Below are 15,170 nucleotides of genomic sequence, written 5' to 3'. Positions count from 1 at the left end.
ATGCAGCCTCACCCGCCCCACCCGGGGTCACAGCACAACGTAACAACACGAAGTAACTGCACCTACGAACTTAAGGACTGCTATGCAAATCGGCATCGGCTTACCGAACCATGTTGCCGGCGTGCGCGGCTCGCTAATCTCTGAATGGGCGCGCAACGCTGAGCAACGCGGATTCGCCAGTGTGACGACCATCGACCGGCTCGTCTACCCCAGCCTCGACTCGATCGTCGCCCTGTCCGCTGCAGCCGGCGCTACCCGCGACATCGGCCTCGTCACCAATGTTCTGCTCGCCCCGGTATACCCCGCCGCAGCTTTGGCGAAGCAATTGGCCAGTTTGGCCGACATCGCCGGAAACCGGCTCACGCTGGGCCTGGGTGTGGGCCGTCGGGCTGACGACTACACCGCCACGGGCGCAGATTTCCATCAACGCGGGCGAACTTTGGACCGGACCGTAGAGTTGATGCGTCGCGCATGGCAGGCCGACGCCGTCACCGGCGACGTCCCGTTGTGCCCAGCACCTGTGCGGATTCCGGTGCTGTTTGGCGGGGGGTCGCCAGCGACTCTCCGGCGGGTGGTCACAGTGGGGGATGGTTGGGCGGCGGGCGCGGTCCGCGACTATGCGAACCAGTCGTCCTTTGCGGACAAGGTGCGCGCTGCCTGGCTGGAGGCGGGCCGCGCCGGCAAGCCGTGGCTGAATGCCAGCGTGAATTTTGCGCTCGGCGACGAGGCGACGGTGCATACCGGACATGCGAACCTGCGCAGTTACTACGGGTTCGTGCCCGACTATGCCGAACTAAATGTTGCGGACATGCTGAGCTCGCCGCAAGACGCGGTGACCACCGTGCGTGCCTACCGCGACCTCGGCTTCGACGGGCTGCTATTTCACCCCAGCGTCGCCTCCCTCGACCAACTCGAGCGCCTCGCCGACGCGGTGCTGTGACCACCACTGACCAGGAGATCGATATGGCTACGTTGCAAACCCAAGGAATCTCGCTGTATTACGAGGTCCACGGAAATCCCGCCGACCCTCCCGTGCTGTTGATCTCTGGCCTGGGCGGCACCGGCAAGAGTTGGAGCACTCAGATCGACCGGTTCGCTTGCGGCCATTACGCTGTCGTGCCCGATCAGCGGGGCACAGGAGAATCCAGCCATGCTGAAAGCGGTTACACCACAGCACAACTGGCCACCGACATGGCGGCTTTGGTGGAGCATCTCGGTCTGGGGCCGATGCATGTGGTGGGCGCGTCGACCGGCGGCGCGATCGGGCAGTACATGGCGCTGGATCATCCGCATACCGTGCGCAGCCTGACCGTGGTGGCGTCGTTCGCGCGCTTCGACCCATTTGTGAAGCGCGAGTTCGAGGTGCGGCGCAAGATGGCGGCCGACTGGGATCGACACGCCCTCCAGTCCGGGTACGCGCTCTTTCTGTTCTCTCCGAAATACACGCGCGAGCACCCCGAAGCGGTGACGGCGTGGATCGAACGAACGGCCGCGCAGCCCACCGGACCGGGCGACCGCGAGATCGCGCTGAAACGCATCGACATGATCGCTTGCCACGACACATATTCACGCCTCGGCGACGTCCGGCAGCCGACGCTGGTTGTCTGTGGTGAGCAGGACTTCTGCACGCCGAGCGAGCTCTCGAAAGAAATCGCCCGGGCAGTCCCCGACTCCGAGCTGGTCATCGTCCCCGACTGCGGCCACCTGGTCGAGCACGAAAAGGCAGAAGAGTTCTTCGGCATCGTGAGCGACTTCATCCGCACAGCCTGACTCAACGCGCCGCGCGCCACCAGAAATCGGCAGCAGCGCCGGGGGAGCACTGCTGCCGATGTCTTGGTGGTGGTGGCGCCGTCAGGCAGGGTTTGGTGCGCCGCTCAGCACCCGCTGGAGGTCTGGCTTCATGGCCACCAGCTGCTGGTTCCAATAGCCCCAGTCGTGCGTGCCGTTGGTGGGGAAGTTGAACACGCCGTTCCTGCCGCCGGCGGCAATGTAGTTGTCCCGGAAGGCTTCGTTGGTGCGCAGCGTGAAGCTCTCCAGGAACTTGGCCGGCATGCTGTCGCCACCGATCTCGTTCGGTGTGCCGTTACCGCAGTACACCCAGACCCGGGTGTTGTTGGCCACCAGCCGCGGGATCTGCAGCATCGGGTCGTTGCGCTTCCACGCCGGGTCACTGGACGGGCCCCACATGTTGTTGGCGTTGTAACCGCCCGCGTCGCCCATCGCGAAACCGATCAGCGTCGGCCACCATCCCTCGGAGGGGTTCAAGAAGCCGGACAGCGATCCGGCGTACGAGAACTGCTGCGGGTAGTAGGCCGCCAGGATCAGCGCCGAGCCACCCGACATCGACAGCCCCACCGCGGCGTTGCCGGCCGGTGAAACACCCTTGTTGGCCTGCAGCCACGCCGGCATTTCACGGGTGAGGAATGTTTCCCACTTGTAGGTCTGGCAACCGGCCTTGCCGCAGGCCGGCTGGTACCAGTCGCTGTAGAAGCTGGACTGGCCGCCGACCGGCATGATCACCGACAGCCCCGACTGGTAGAACTCCTCGAACGCGGGAGTGTTGATGTCCCAGCCGTTGTAGTCGTCCTGGGCGCGCAGACCGTCGAGCAGGTACACCGCGTGCGGCCCACCGCCCTGGAACTGAACCTTGATGTCGTGGCCCATCGAGGGCGAGGGCACCTGCAGATACTCGACCGGCAGGCCCGGTTTGGAGAACGCCCCCGCGGTCGCCGAGCCGCCGACGATACCGACCAGACCGGGCAGCAGGATTGCGCCCAAGACGGCGATCGTCAGCCGACGCGGCAACCGTGTCGCCGCGCCTCGTAACTTCTCAACGAACTTCATAGCTCCTACCTATCCCAACTTTCATCTGCCGCAATATGCGGTCGAATAGCTGTCCGTCGCAGTCAAACACGCACACGTGGTGAAACCCGTTTGTCGCCACGGGGTTGCGACATCGCGGTTGGCTAACGATTGAGCTTCGGCGGAGACTCAAAGATAACGATTACATTGCGACGGCAGCTGCCATCACGAATTGACCAGGGACGCAGGCCTTCTGGGTTGTCATCTCTGTACCGGGTGCAGGACCACGCCGGCCAACACGCCGTTGTCGACGGTTGCGGTCATGTATGTGCAGGAGGGTTGGCGACGCCGATCCGTCGGTGAGCCCGGATTCAACAGCCGCAGACCGGATTTCGCGGTGGTATCCCACGGGATGTGGCTGTGCCCGAAGACCAGCACGTCGGTATCCGGGTAAAGCCGCGACATTCGTGCCTCGCGGCCGGTCGCAGCGCCGGTTTCGTGGACGACGGTGAAGCGCAGCCCGCCGAGCGTCACGTCGGCGCGTTCCGGCAGCCGGGACCGCAGCACCGGCCCGTCGTTGTTTCCCCAGCACCCGACCAACCGAGCGGCCCGCGACTCCAACTTGTCGAGCAGTTCGGGCGCTACCCAGTCGCCGGCGTGAAAGACGACGTCGGCCGCGGCCACCTCGTCCCACACCTGCGGGGGAAGATCGCGGGCCCGTAGTGGAACATGCGTGTCGGCGAGCAGCAGCAGCCTCACGCGATCATTCTCGCGCTGGGCGCCGCACTATGCTTACCCGCATGCGCACCTTCGAGTCAGTTGCCGACCTCGCCGCCGCCAAGGGACAAACGATCGGGCAAAGCGAGTGGGTGACCATCACCCAAGAGGACGTCAACCTGTTCGCCGACGCGACCGGCGATCACCAGTGGATCCATGTCGACCCGGAGAAGGCGGCCAAGGGCCCGTTCGGCGGGACGATCGCACACGGCTTCATGACGCTGTCGCTGCTGCCGCGGCTCTGGCACGAGATGTACACGGTCAACGGCATCAAGCTGGCGGTTAACTACGGCCTCAACAAGGTCCGCTTCCCGGCGCCGGTGCTGGTCGGTTCCAAGGTGCGTGCCGAGAGCACGCTGGTCGACGTCGAGAACGTCGGCAACGGGGCGGTGCAGGCGACGGTGTCGACGGTCGTGGAGATCGAGGGGTCGAGCAAGCCGGCGTGCGTGGCGGAAAGCATCGTCCGCTACATCACCTGACCGCGTCGAGTGTGTGGCCTATGGACGCCATTGGCGTCATTCACGTCCATAACCCCCACGCTCGGCGAAGCCCTCGTCAGAATTCGGCAACCGCGTGCTCGAGTCGTTCGGCCAGCCGCGCCTCCGCTTCGGCCTTGCGGGTGGGCAGATGCTGCGACGGGAAAGGCGTTGACACCGGCTCGTATTCGCGCAGGGTGCGGCGCGCGACCGTCATCTTGTGCAGCTCGGTGGCGCCGTCGGCGATGCCCAGCGACTCGGCGGCAACCATCATCTTGACGAACGGCATTTCGTTGGAAACCCCTAGCGCGCCGTGCAGGTGCATGGCGCGCTGCACGACGTCGTGCAGCACCTGCGGCATCGCGACTTTCACGGCCGCGATGTCGCGGCGCACCTTCTGGTAGTCGTGGTGCTTGTCGATCAGCCAGGCGGTGCGCAGTACCAGCAGCCGGAACTGCTCGATCTGGATCCAGCTGTCGGCGATCTTCTCCAGCGTCATCTGCAGATCGCCCAGCCGGCCGAACCGGGTCTGCCGCGACACCGCCCGCTCGCACATCATGTCAAAGGCTCTGCGCGCCAAGGCAATTGTGCGCATCGCGTGATGAATACGCCCGCCACCCAGCCGGGTCTGCGCGATCGCGAACGCCTGTCCCTCGCCACCGAGCACGTGGTCGGCCGGCACCCGTACGTCGGTGTAGCGGACGTAGCCGTGGCTGGCGTGCGAGTCGGTGCCGACCCCGACGTTGCGGACTATCTCGATGCCGGGCGTCTCGGCGGGCACGATGAACAGCGACATCTTCTCGCGGGTGCGGGCGTCGGGATTGGTGACCGCCATGACGATGAAAAACGTTGCGTGTTTGGCGTTGGAAGAAAACCACTTCTCGCCGTTGATCACCCATGAGTCGCCGACGCGCTCGGCGCGGGTGACGAACATCCCCGGGTCCGACCCGCCTTGCGGTTCGGTCATCGAATAACACGAACTGATTTCGCCGTCGAGCAGCGGCTGCAAATAGCGTGCCTTCTGCTCGTCGGTGCCGAACATCGCGAGGATCTCGGCGTTACCGGAATCGGGCGCCTGACAGCCGAAAACCGATGGCGCCCAACGGGATCGGCCCAGAATCTCGTTGAGCAGCGCCAGCTTGACCTGCCCGTAACCCTGCCCACCGAGTTCGGGTGTCAGGTGTGCGGCCCACAGGCCCTGCTCTTTGACCTTCTGCTGCAGCGGACGCAGGACCGCCATGGTCTCGGGGTTTTTCTTGTCGTACGGATCGAGCCCCACCAGATCCAGCGGCTCGAGTTCGTCGACCATGAACTGCTCGACCCAATCCAGCTTCCGCTGGTATTCGGGGTCCGTTTCGAAGTCCCACATAGTCCCCCAGCCTAGGTCGCTAGCGTTGCCGGTGTGACGATCCAGACGCGCCCCGCACACAAAGCCGACGTACCCGCGCTCGCGGCGACTCTTGGCCGGGCCTTCTACGACGATCCGGTTGCGACCTGGATCATGCCCGACGACAAGAGGCGGGCAGCGCATCTGCACAAGTTTTTCGCGACGGCCACGCGCCATCACCATTTCGCGGGCGGCGGTGTTGAGGTCGCCTGCGACGGCTCGGACATCGGCGCGGCGGCGCTGTGGGATCCGCCGAACCGGTGGAAGCAGTCGGTGTGGGAACAACTGGTGATGGCGCCCTCGCTCATCCGGGGCTTCGGCTTGCGGCCGGCCGTCGGCCGCAAATTCGCCCAACTGGTGGGCTTGATGAAATTGCACCACCCCGAAGAGCCGCACTGGTATCTGGCCACGATCGGCAGCGACCCCGCGGTCCGCGGCCGCGGGTTCGGGCAGGCGCTGATGCGTTCGCGGCTGGACCGCTGCGATGCCGAGCATTGCCCGGCCTATCTGGAATCCAGCAAGCCCGACAACGTGCCGTACTACGAACGCTTCGGCTTCACCGTCACCGGCGAGATGGTGCTGCCCGGCGGCGGGCCGACGCTATGGCCGATGTGGCGGACTCCCCGGTAGCGTTGGCGCGTGCGCTTCCGCGGCAAGACTGCCGTCATCACCGGCGGCGCGATCGGCTTCGGGCGGGCGTTCGCCCGAGCGCTGACCGCCGAGGGCGCCGGCGTCGCGATCATGGACATCGACGCCCAGACCGCCGACCGCACCGCCGACGAGCTGACCGCCGACGGCGCCCGCGTGATTGCGGTGCCCTGCGATGTCGCCGACCAGCAGCAGGTGGACACCGCGGTCGGCATCACGATCGAAAAGCTCGGCGGCATCGACATCCTGATCAACAACGCCGGCCGGCACCTGATGAAGTACAACCAGCCGTTCGGCATGTTGTCCCGCAGCGACATCCGCGAGCTGTTCGACGTCAACGTGATCGGCGTCATCAATTGCACTCTGGCATGCCGGGATTCGATGCGTGAGCGCGGCGGCGGCGTCGTGCTGAACATCTCGTCGATGGCCGGGTTCATGAACGTCAGCCCCTACGGGGTGTCCAAACTCGCGGTGCGCGGGCTGACGGTCGCCTTCGCCTCCGAGCTGTCGCACGACCGGATCCGGGTCAACGGGATCGCTCCCGGCCTGATGAACACCGAGAACGCGCTGGCCGACCTGCCACACGCCCTCGTCGACGACATCGTGCGCGAGCGCCAACTGGTGCACCGGCTGGGCACCATGGACGACGTGGTGTCGGCCATGCTCTACCTCTGCTCCGACGACGCCTCCTTCATCACCGGCGAAACCCTCAAGGTCAGTGGCGGTTACCCACTTAATTTCTGAGCGCGTTTAGCGTCCGCGACCCACGGGCAACCGTTGGCCATGACCGATCCATCGGACTTCCCCGAGGAAGGCGGCCCCGGCGACACCTTGAATCCGAGCGAGTCCACCGACTCCGACGAGGTGCGCAACGACGACGGCGACATCGTCGTCGACCCGCCGGACGGCTGGAGCGAGGCCGACAAATTCGGGATGACTCAGCGCGAGGAACAACAGGGTGAATCCCTCGACGACAAGCTCGCCGCCGAAGAACCCGACGTGGCCGGCGACCAAACCCCAGTCGACGACACTCCAGCGCGCCGACACCGCGGACAGATCGACGGAACCCCCGAGGATGGGAGCTCGCTCTACGACGTCGTCGACGAGTAAGACCGCTCAGAGCACCGAACGGGTGGTGTCGCGCAGCGTCGCCCGGAACTGCATCGCCCGGTAAGGCCAGCCGCGCGCGGTGTTCCACTGCGACACCACCAACCCGACACCGCCCGCGCGGTCCAATCGCGAACCCGGCAGCACATACCCGCCGTACAACTGGGCAACCCGGCACCGGGCGTGATCCTCGGCGTCCCAAGCGGATCCGACCACCGGGAGTTGCAGCGGCCCGTCGCGCACCGCGGTGGGGAAGTCGACGACGCGATAACCCAGCGCGTATTTCGACGACAGGAACCCGCCCAGGATCCACTTGCCGGGCGCCAGCCGCCGCAGCGACAGTTCGCCCCAGGTTTCGCCGTCGGGTGTGATCGGGGTCGGTTCGCGCCGCCAGGCCCAGCGACCGTCGCGGTAACCCCACGCCCGGTACCGGTCCGGATCGCCGAGGTGCGCCGGCCGCACCCGTCGCAGGATGACGCCCTTGTCGCGCTGAAATCCGGTGGATACCACGTACACCCAGTTTTCGTCGGGGTCGTAATCCCAGGACCAGCATTGCGCGTGGCCGTCATGCAGGTCGGCCGGGAAGGTGTCGCCGTAGCGCCGCCACGAGATGCCGTTGTCGTCCGATTTCCACAGCTCGGTCCAGACGACGTTGCCGAAACCGCGATTGACGATTGCGTGCAAATACAAGACCTCGTCGACGCGCAGCAGATCCGACGGGATCACCGTGCTGATACCGCGGCGCATGCGGCCGGAAGGCGTGCTGCGGTGCGGGTACGGCCACAGCTGCCGCGCATATCCGGGGTCTGGGCCGCCGGCCCGCTGGTAGCGGATGGGACGCGCGGCGTCCCCGGTGCCGATCAGGATCACCGGCGAGCGCCAATCACCATCGCCAACCCTGTTGCCGGAGAACGTATCTCCGAACACCGAGACCAGCGTGCCGTTGGGCGCGAGCACCGACGCGCCGAGGTCGGTGCACGTGACACCCCACCGGTCGGTGACGCCGGGACCGGTGATGTCGGCCAACTTGCCGTCCACCGCCGGTCAGCTCGACCAGGGGGTGACGGGGCGTTGCTGGCGCTCGCCGTCGACGACGACGTCGACCTTCTCGTTGAAAAAGGCGATGCGGTCTCGCACCGGTTCGGCGTCGCGCAGCGGCTCGTGATACGCCCAGGCCACATCGGTCGGCCCTTCGGGCACCGAGAAATACGACGCCCGGCCCTTGTACGCGCAGTAGGTGACGGTGTCGCCGGGTTGGAGGTCGACGACGACGTCGGCGCGCGGCAGGTAGTAGCGGATCGGCAGCAGCGTTTCGAACAGCAGCAGCGGCCGCGATGATTCGGCCAGCAGCCGGCCCTCGGACTCGATCCGGACATGCCGGCTGCTGGCCAGGATGTCAATGCGTTTGAAGGGGTCATGTGGGTGGGCGACGATCTGCTCGTCCTCCTCGCGCCACTCGAAGGCGTCGAAGTCGAGGACGAGGTAACCGGCCAGATCCGGGTCGTCGGAGCGGGCCGCCGCGACTTCCAACCGCGCCACCACGTCGGATTCCGGCACCGCGTACGTCGGCACCACCCGGCCGGGCTGCCACACCAGCAGCCCGCCGCGCGTGTCGGCGACCAGCTGACCGCCACGGTAAACCCGCAGCCGCTTGTCGGTGGGCTCGTAGCGCAGTGATCCCAGTGCGCCGCCAAGCAGATCGCGCATCTTGATGGCCATCAGCCCAACTTATGGACTGCTGCGCCACCCCGCGACACCGACGGCGATCATCCGCAGCTGCTTGACCGCGGTGCGGCGGATCTCTTCCAGCGCCTCGGCGCCCTGGGCGTCCTCGATGGCCTCGGCGATGACGATCATCGAGTTGACGAACAGCGTCGCCAGCACGTTGAGGTCCTCGGTGCTCCAGGTGTTCAGCCCGTCGAAGCGGGCAAGGTCCGTGGCCAATTCGGAAGTGATGAGCCGCAGTTCGGTGCGGATCGCGTACCGCAAAACCGTGACCCCGCTGGAGCGCTCCCGGTAGATGAACCGCCAGTGCTCGCGTCGTTCGGCGATGCTCGCGACGACGATCTCCACCGACGACTCGATCACCCGGTTCGGGTCGAGCTTGCCAGCCCGCGCGCCACGCAGCATGTCGCGCAAGGTGCGGAACGACTCGTCGATCAGGACCAGTCCCAGCGCTTCCATCGACTCGAAGTGACGGTAGAACGCCGCCGGCACGATGCCGGCCTCGCGCGTCACCTCACGCAGGCTCAGGCTGCCGAAGCTGCGCTCATCGAGCAGCTTGAGGGCGGCCGCGATGATGGCGCGCCGCGTGGCCTCCTTGCGCTCCTCCCGCGACGGGCTTTCCCGGGTACGCCCGCGCCCCGACCGGTGTGGCCGAGAGCTAGGCATACGGTCGTTCACTATGTGAACCCTACCACAGAGCTGCAGAAACCCTTGACGACCAGCCGTACGCCGGCGCACGGTGTACACATGTTCACTCAAACTTTGAAAGAGCGGGTGCTGGGCTCCGGCCTGGTCGACCTGCTCACCGGTCCGCACGGCGTCGACCGGTACACCGAGCAGCTGGACCCGACCTGGACGCTGGGCGAGGCCCGCGCCAAGGTCGTCGACGTCCGGCGCACCACCCCGCGCAGCGTCACCTTGACGCTGCGCCCGAACGCCGCGTTCGACCGCAACCTCAAGGCCGGCCAGCACGTCAACGTGACCGTCGACGTCGACGGCCGGCGCCACACCCGGTGCTACTCACCGGCCAACGCCGAAGGCTCTCCTTTTCTGGAGCTGACGGTCGGCCGGCACGACGGCGGGCTGGTCTCGTCGTACCTGTACGAGCAGGCCCGCCCGGGCATGGTGGTGGGCCTGGCGGGCGTCGGCGGCGACTTCGTGCTGCCGGCACCGCGGCCGCGGCGCATCCTGTTCGTCTCCGGCGGAAGCGGCATCACCCCCGTGATGGCGATGCTGCGCACGCTGGTCGCCGAGGGACACCCCGGCGAGATCGCGTTCGTCCACTACGCGCGCAACCCGGCGGAAGCCTGTTACCGCGACGAACTCGCCGCGATGCCACGGGTGCGGGTGCTGCACGGTTACACCCGATCGGGCGACGGCGATGTGGACGGCCGCTTCGGCGCCGAGCACCTCGCGGCGGCAATGCCCTCGCCCGACGCAGTATTCGTCTGCGGCCCACCGGCTTTGGTGGCTGCAGTGCGTGAGCACTGCGACAACGTGTACACCGAGAGTTTTGTGGCGCCGACGCTCGAGGTGCCGGCCAAGCCGTCGGGCGGGCGAGTGACGTTCGCCGACAGCGGAATTGAAGTGGTCGACGACGGCCGGCCGCTGCTGGAGCAGGCCGAAGCGGCCGGGCTCACGCCGGAAAGCGGCTGCCGGATGGGCATCTGCCACACCTGTACCCGCCGCAAGACCTGCGGCGTGGTGCGCAACCTGACCACCGGCGCGGTGTCGACCGGCCCCGACGAGGACGTCCAGATCTGCGTGTCCGTCCCGGTCGGCGACGTCGACATCGCTCTCTAACTCTCCAAGGAGTCACCATGACACAGCCCAAGATCACCCTGACGCCCGAGCAGGCCGAAGAATTCGGTCGCGAACTCGACGCCATCAAGGAACGCGTGATGGCCGATCTCGGCCAGCGCGACGCCGACTACATCCGCCGCGTCATCAAGACCCAGCGCGCACTCGAGGTCGGCGGTCGGGCGCTGCTGTTTTTGCCGCCGGCTTGGCTGCTGGGCACCGCGATGCTCGGGGTGGCGAAGATCCTGGACAACATGGAGATCGGCCACAACGTCATGCACGGCCAATACGACTGGATGCGCGACCCGGCGATCTCCGGCCGCAACTTCGAGTGGGACACCGCCTGCCCGGCCGACCAATGGCGGCACTCGCACAACTACATGCACCACACCTACACCAACATCGTCGACATGGACCGCGACATCGGCTACGGCATCCTGCGGATGAGCGAAGACCAACCGTGGGAACCGTACTTCCTCGGTAACCCGCTCTATGCCTTCCTGCTGATGGTGCTGTTCCAGTACGGCGTCGCCCTGCACGAGCTGGAGACCGAGCGGCTCCGCGCCGGCGAGATCCGGCTGGCAGACAAACGCGAGATCCTGCAAGGCATCTGGCGCAAAACACGCCGGCAGGTCATGAAGGACTATGTGGCCTTCCCACTGCTGGCCGGCCCGTTCGCGCCGTTCGTGTTCGCCGGCAACCTGTCGGCCAACCTGATGCGCAACGTCTGGTCCTACATGATCATCTTCTGCGGGCATTTCCCGGACGGCACCCAGGAATTCACCAAAGAGGAGACCGAGAACGAGACCCGCGGCATGTGGTACTTCCGGCAGATCCTCGGTTCGGCAAACCTGACCGGCGGCAAGCTCTTTCACGTGCTCTCCGGCAACCTGTCGCACCAGATCGAGCACCACCTGTTCCCGGACATGCCGGCCCGCCGCTACGCCGAGATCGCGCCGGAGGTGCGCGAGATCTGCCGGCGCTACGGCATCCCGTACAACTCGGGGCCGCTGCACAAGCAGTTCGCCACCGTGGTGCGAAAGATCGTGAAACTAGCGCTGCCGCCGCTGAAGCGCAGTGCCCCTGCTGAGACGCCCGAGCTGGTCGCCGCCTGAGCCCAATCTCGGCGGCGGCAGGCTACGCTGCCAACCCATGGTCAAGATGCCCGCCCTGGACGGCGTCGAGCACAGGTATGTGGAGCTGTCCGACGACGTCACCATCCATGTGGCCGACGCCGGCCCGGCCGACGCGCCGCCGGTCATGCTGGTGCACGGGTTTCCGCAGAACTGGTGGGAATGGCACGCGCTGATTCCTCCGCTGGCCGCCGACGGCTACCGGGTGTTGTGCCCCGACCTGCGCGGCGCGGGCTGGAGCTCGGCGCCGCGCTCGCGCTATCTCAAGGACGACATGGCCGAAGATCTGGCGGGCGTGCTGGATCGGTTGGGTGTGGGGCCGGTCAAGCTGGTCGCCCACGACTGGGGCGGGCCGGTCGCGTTCATCATGATGCTGCGACACCCCGACAAGGTGAGCGGGTTTTTCGGAGTGAACACCGTTGGAGTCTGGGCGAAACGCGATCTCACCGCGGTCCGCGACCTATGGCGGTTTTGGTACCAACTCCCGATCGCACTTCCAGTCATCGGTCCGCGCTTGGTCAGGGACCCCAATTCGCGGCTTTCCCGGTGGCTGATGTCGTGGGCGGGCGACGGTTTCACGCTGCCCGACGACGACGTCCACATGTACGCCGAATGCATGCGTGAACCCGGACACGCGGTGGCCGGGTCGCGCTGGTACCGCACGGCCTTGACCCGTGAAATGCTGCGCTGGGCACGCGAGTATGGCGACGCCCGAGTGGACGTACCGGTCCGCTGGCTGCAAGGCACGGGCGACCCGGTGCTGAGGCCGAATCTATTGCGCGGCTATGACCGGCGCGCAAGCGATTTCGAGCTCGAGCTGGTCGACGGCGTGGGCCACTGGATCGTCGAGCAGCGACCCGACCTGGTGCTTGACCGGCTCCGTAAGTTCCTCGCGGGGTGAGGATCAGTCGACGCCGATGGTCACCTCAGTCGCCTTGATGAACACCGTCGCGGGCTGACCGGCCTTGAGGCCGAGGTCGATCGCGGCGTCCTTGGTGATCGAGGAGGTGACGACCTGGTCGCCGCCGTCCAGCCGGACCTTGACGGTGGCCATCACACTGCCGATGTCGACGTCGGCGATGGTGCCCTTGAGCTGATTGCGGGTCGATAGCTGCATCGCGGTCCTCCGGGTCGTGGTTCTGGCATGAGCCTAGGCGTGCGCACCGGCGGGCGCGCGGTTTCAGCGGCGAGAGCCGAGCAACGCAATCGACGCTTCCACCGCGGGCTCGACGATTTCCCGCACGTCCTTGCCGTCTTCGACGGCGAGCGCGGTCAATTCCCGCAGGCCGCCCAGCAGGATGACCGCCAACGGCGGCGTCAGCGGCGGCACGTCGGCCCGCCGGAACCCCGCACTTCCGCTGAGGTCGACCAGCAGGGTGGTCAGCAGCTGCAATCCGCGGCGCTGCACAGGCCGCGCGGCGTCGCCCAGCGACGGCAGCTCCCGGATCCAGCTCAGCGTGACGGCCGGCCGCGCCTCGATGTGGCTGACGTAGGCCTCGACGGCCTGACGGATCTGTTGCGTCCAGTCTGCGTCCGGGTCGACGGCAGTCTGGATGTCCTGGCCGAGTAGCTCGTTGTTGGCGTGCAACAACTCGAGGAAACACTGCTCCTTGCTGGCGAATTGGTCGTAGAAGGTCCGCTTCGACGTGCGGGCGTGGCGCACGATGTCGGCCACGGTGGTGGCGCGGTAGCCGCGTTCGCCGATCGAGGCGGCCAGGCCGTCGAGCAGTCGCTGCCGAAACGGGTCGACGTCGACCGAAGCCGCGTCGTTCGCGACCACTGTCACGCTTCGCGCCTCCCTCGTCGAGAACTCTTGCCAGCTGCTGGTACCACCCGGTACCGTACCTCACTACACCGTGGTACACCGCGGTACCACGCGACATGTTGGGAGTGCACGGTCATGAGCGCTGTTGAGACCCACACGACCACCGCACCGCCGGCAATCAGTGTGCCGCCAGGCCCGCGGGTTCCAAAAGCGTTGCAGGGCATCGCCTTCGCGTTCGCTCGGCGACGGACGATCCAGCAGATGGTGCGACGCTACGGCGACATCTTCACCCTGAACCTGCCGGTCTACAGCCGGACCGTGGTGGTGGCCAACCCGCAGCTGGCCAAGCAGGTCTTCACCACCAGCCCGGACGAACTCGGCAACATCTATCCCAACCTGAGCCGGTTCTTCGGGTCGGGGTCGGTCTTCGCGCTCGACGGCGACGATCACCGCCAACGGCGACGACTGCTGGCGCCGCCGTTTCACGGCAAGAGCATCAAGAACTACGAGGACATCATTGAAGAAGAGACGCTGCGGGAGATAGCGAGTTGGCCTGAGGGCCAAGCGTTTCCGACGCTGCCGTCGACGATGCGGATCACGCTCAACGCGATCCTGCGTGCGGTGTTCGGGGCCGAGGGCGCCGAACTCGACCAGCTGCGGCGCATCATCCCGCCGTGGGTCACGCTGGGTTCGCGACTGGCGCAGCTGCCCAAACCGACCCGGACCTATGGCCGCTACAGCCCGTGGGGGCGCCTGGTCGAATGGCGGCGTCAGTACGACCTCATCGTCGACAAGCTCGTCGAGAACGAGCGGGCGGACCCGCGCCTCGACGAGCGGGCCGACGTGTTGGCGCTGATGCTGCGCAGCACCTACGAGGACGGCACGGCCATGTCGCGCAAGGACATCGGCGACGAGCTGCTGACGTTGCTAGCCGCCGGGCACGAGACCACCGCCGCCACGCTGGCGTGGGCGTTCGAACGGCTGAGCCGGCACCCCGACGTGCTCGCGGCGCTGGTGGCGGAGGCCGAGACCGACGACAACGAACTGCGCCAGGCGACGATCCTGGAGGTGCAGCGCAACCGGACCGTCATCGACCTGGCCGGTCGGCACGTCTATGCACCGGTGTATCGGCTCGGCGACTGGGTCCTTCCGCGCGGCTACTCGATCATCGTCAGCATCGCGCAGATGCACGCCAACGCCGACGCCTTCCCGGATCCCGACCGCTTCGACCCGCAGCGCTTCATCGGGTCCAAGCCATCCAGCTTTGCTTGGATTCCCTTCGGCGGCGGCGCCCGCCGCTGCGTGGGAGCGGTGTTCGCCAACACTGAAATGGACGTGGTGCTGCGAACGGTGTTGCGGCACTTCATGATCCAGACCACCGCGGCACCGGGGGAAAACTGGCATTCCCGCGGTGTGGCGTTCACCCCGAAGGACGGCGGACGGATAGTCGTGCATCGCCGTTAAGATCGGCGGTCATGACACCCTCTGTGTCAACCTCAGAGCTGAAATCAGGCTGCTGCGGCGGCGCTGAGCGCGGGTTGGGCGCCGTT

Annotated in this window: 18 protein-coding genes; 10 read left to right on the top strand and 8 right to left on the bottom strand. The window is 66.6% G+C overall.

Going from position 1 to position 15,170, the window contains the following annotated elements:
- Positions 1 to 82: 82 nt before the first annotated feature.
- Both AWC14_RS26995 and AWC14_RS26990 read left to right on the top strand, forming a co-directional pair.
- Positions 83 to 940 carry an LLM class flavin-dependent oxidoreductase gene (locus AWC14_RS26995; protein WP_045375431.1) on the top strand — a complete coding sequence of 286 codons (858 nt, stop codon included), beginning with the start codon at positions 83 to 85 and terminating at the stop codon, positions 938 to 940.
- Positions 937 to 1,770 carry an alpha/beta fold hydrolase gene (locus AWC14_RS26990; protein ID WP_052425513.1) on the top strand — a complete coding sequence of 278 codons (834 nt, stop codon included), beginning with the start codon at positions 937 to 939 and terminating at the stop codon, positions 1,768 to 1,770. The genes AWC14_RS26995 and AWC14_RS26990 overlap by 4 nt, the downstream gene beginning before the upstream one ends.
- A gap of 81 nt (positions 1,771 to 1,851) precedes the next feature.
- Here AWC14_RS26990 and ag85C read toward each other — a convergent pair whose 3' ends face one another.
- Entirely contained in the window at positions 1,852 to 2,844 is a 993-nt protein-coding gene (gene ag85C, locus AWC14_RS26985; RefSeq protein WP_045375433.1) for a diacylglycerol acyltransferase/mycolyltransferase Ag85C, read from the bottom strand.
- A gap of 219 nt (positions 2,845 to 3,063) precedes the next feature.
- A complete protein-coding gene (locus AWC14_RS26980) occupies positions 3,064 to 3,561 on the bottom strand; it encodes a metallophosphoesterase family protein (RefSeq protein WP_057003098.1) in 498 nt (165 codons plus the stop codon).
- Positions 3,562 to 3,602: 41 nt separating this feature from the next.
- On the opposite strand from AWC14_RS26980, the gene AWC14_RS26975 reads away from it, so the two are divergent.
- A complete protein-coding gene (locus AWC14_RS26975; RefSeq protein ID WP_045375435.1) occupies positions 3,603 to 4,058 on the top strand; it encodes a MaoC family dehydratase in 456 nt (151 codons plus the stop codon).
- Between the two features lie 76 nt (positions 4,059 to 4,134).
- Here AWC14_RS26975 and AWC14_RS26970 read toward each other — a convergent pair whose 3' ends face one another.
- Positions 4,135 to 5,424 (bottom strand): acyl-CoA dehydrogenase family protein, encoded by a 1,290-nt coding sequence (locus AWC14_RS26970; RefSeq protein WP_045375436.1) that lies wholly within the window; start codon positions 5,422 to 5,424, stop codon positions 4,135 to 4,137.
- 33 nt (positions 5,425 to 5,457) lie between these two features.
- On the opposite strand from AWC14_RS26970, the gene AWC14_RS26965 reads away from it, so the two are divergent.
- Genes AWC14_RS26965 through AWC14_RS26955 form a run of 3 tightly spaced genes read left to right on the top strand, consistent with a single transcriptional unit; the run spans position 5,458 to position 7,200 of the window.
- Positions 5,458 to 6,072 (top strand): GNAT family N-acetyltransferase, encoded by a 615-nt coding sequence (locus AWC14_RS26965; RefSeq protein WP_045375438.1) that lies wholly within the window; start codon positions 5,458 to 5,460, stop codon positions 6,070 to 6,072.
- 9 nt (positions 6,073 to 6,081) lie between these two features.
- Positions 6,082 to 6,834 (top strand): SDR family NAD(P)-dependent oxidoreductase, encoded by a 753-nt coding sequence (locus AWC14_RS26960; protein ID WP_045375440.1) that lies wholly within the window; start codon positions 6,082 to 6,084, stop codon positions 6,832 to 6,834.
- 39 nt (positions 6,835 to 6,873) lie between these two features.
- The gene (locus AWC14_RS26955; protein WP_045375442.1) at positions 6,874 to 7,200 is read left to right on the top strand and encodes a hypothetical protein; all 327 of its coding nucleotides are present in this window, start codon (positions 6,874 to 6,876) and stop codon (positions 7,198 to 7,200) included.
- Between the two features lie 6 nt (positions 7,201 to 7,206).
- Here AWC14_RS26955 and AWC14_RS26950 read toward each other — a convergent pair whose 3' ends face one another.
- From AWC14_RS26950 to AWC14_RS26940, 3 genes are read right to left on the bottom strand one after another with little or no spacing between them, the layout of a single operon-like run.
- Positions 7,207 to 8,235, bottom strand: a complete 1,029-nt coding sequence (locus tag AWC14_RS26950) for a glycoside hydrolase family 183 protein (RefSeq protein WP_045375444.1) — start codon at positions 8,233 to 8,235, stop codon at positions 7,207 to 7,209.
- A gap of 6 nt (positions 8,236 to 8,241) precedes the next feature.
- On the bottom strand, positions 8,242 to 8,916 hold the full coding sequence (locus AWC14_RS26945; RefSeq protein WP_045375446.1) for a DUF427 domain-containing protein: 675 nt from the start codon (positions 8,914 to 8,916) through the stop codon (positions 8,242 to 8,244).
- Between the two features lie 9 nt (positions 8,917 to 8,925).
- Entirely contained in the window at positions 8,926 to 9,600 is a 675-nt protein-coding gene (locus AWC14_RS26940; RefSeq protein ID WP_045375448.1) for a TetR family transcriptional regulator, read from the bottom strand.
- A gap of 69 nt (positions 9,601 to 9,669) precedes the next feature.
- Here AWC14_RS26940 and AWC14_RS26935 point away from each other — a divergent pair, with 69 nt between their 5' ends.
- From AWC14_RS26935 to AWC14_RS26925, 3 genes are read left to right on the top strand one after another with little or no spacing between them, the layout of a single operon-like run.
- Positions 9,670 to 10,725, top strand: a complete 1,056-nt coding sequence (locus AWC14_RS26935; protein WP_045375450.1) for a ferredoxin reductase — start codon at positions 9,670 to 9,672, stop codon at positions 10,723 to 10,725.
- Between the two features lie 17 nt (positions 10,726 to 10,742).
- Positions 10,743 to 11,837: a fatty acid desaturase family protein gene (locus AWC14_RS26930; RefSeq protein WP_045375452.1), complete on the top strand. Its 1,095-nt coding sequence runs from the start codon at positions 10,743 to 10,745 to the stop codon at positions 11,835 to 11,837.
- Positions 11,838 to 11,874: 37 nt separating this feature from the next.
- Positions 11,875 to 12,756, top strand: a complete 882-nt coding sequence (locus tag AWC14_RS26925) for an alpha/beta fold hydrolase (RefSeq protein WP_045375454.1) — start codon at positions 11,875 to 11,877, stop codon at positions 12,754 to 12,756.
- A gap of 3 nt (positions 12,757 to 12,759) precedes the next feature.
- Here AWC14_RS26925 and AWC14_RS26920 read toward each other — a convergent pair whose 3' ends face one another.
- A complete protein-coding gene (locus AWC14_RS26920; RefSeq protein WP_045375456.1) occupies positions 12,760 to 12,972 on the bottom strand; it encodes a TOBE domain-containing protein in 213 nt (70 codons plus the stop codon).
- Between the two features lie 63 nt (positions 12,973 to 13,035).
- Positions 13,036 to 13,641, bottom strand: coding sequence for a TetR/AcrR family transcriptional regulator (locus AWC14_RS26915; RefSeq protein ID WP_045375458.1), 606 nt, complete (start codon positions 13,639 to 13,641; stop codon positions 13,036 to 13,038).
- A 114-nt stretch (positions 13,642 to 13,755) separates the two neighbouring features.
- Here AWC14_RS26915 and AWC14_RS26910 point away from each other — a divergent pair, with 114 nt between their 5' ends.
- Positions 13,756 to 15,084, top strand: coding sequence for a cytochrome P450 (locus tag AWC14_RS26910; protein WP_045375460.1), 1,329 nt, complete (start codon positions 13,756 to 13,758; stop codon positions 15,082 to 15,084).
- Positions 15,085 to 15,170 lie beyond the last annotated feature (86 nt).

The organism is Mycobacterium kyorinense, from assembly GCF_002101735.1.
Taxonomy (GTDB): domain Bacteria; phylum Actinomycetota; class Actinomycetes; order Mycobacteriales; family Mycobacteriaceae; genus Mycobacterium; species Mycobacterium kyorinense.
The sequence above is the reverse complement of the archived record's forward strand: the minus strand, read 5'-3'. Positions and strand labels throughout refer to the sequence as shown.

Bases quoted from the DNA above. Each gene is read 5' to 3' on its own strand.
- AWC14_RS26935 (WP_045375450.1), top strand. From the start codon at position 9,670: ATGTTCACTCAAACTTTGAAAGAGCGGGTGCTGGGCTCCGGCCTGGTC.
- AWC14_RS26945 (WP_045375446.1), bottom strand. From the start codon at position 8,916: ATGGCCATCAAGATGCGCGATCTGCTTGGCGGCGCACTGGGATCACTG.
- AWC14_RS26910 (WP_045375460.1), top strand. From the start codon at position 13,756: ATGAGCGCTGTTGAGACCCACACGACCACCGCACCGCCGGCAATCAGT.
- AWC14_RS26925 (WP_045375454.1), top strand. From the start codon at position 11,875: ATGGTCAAGATGCCCGCCCTGGACGGCGTCGAGCACAGGTATGTGGAG.
- AWC14_RS26995 (WP_045375431.1), top strand. From the start codon at position 83: ATGCAAATCGGCATCGGCTTACCGAACCATGTTGCCGGCGTGCGCGGC.
- AWC14_RS26920 (WP_045375456.1), bottom strand. From the start codon at position 12,972: ATGCAGCTATCGACCCGCAATCAGCTCAAGGGCACCATCGCCGACGTC.
- AWC14_RS26955 (WP_045375442.1), top strand. From the start codon at position 6,874: ATGACCGATCCATCGGACTTCCCCGAGGAAGGCGGCCCCGGCGACACC.
- AWC14_RS26975 (WP_045375435.1), top strand. From the start codon at position 3,603: ATGCGCACCTTCGAGTCAGTTGCCGACCTCGCCGCCGCCAAGGGACAA.
- AWC14_RS26970 (WP_045375436.1), bottom strand. From the start codon at position 5,424: ATGTGGGACTTCGAAACGGACCCCGAATACCAGCGGAAGCTGGATTGG.
- AWC14_RS26930 (WP_045375452.1), top strand. From the start codon at position 10,743: ATGACACAGCCCAAGATCACCCTGACGCCCGAGCAGGCCGAAGAATTC.
- ag85C (WP_045375433.1), bottom strand. From the start codon at position 2,844: ATGAAGTTCGTTGAGAAGTTACGAGGCGCGGCGACACGGTTGCCGCGT.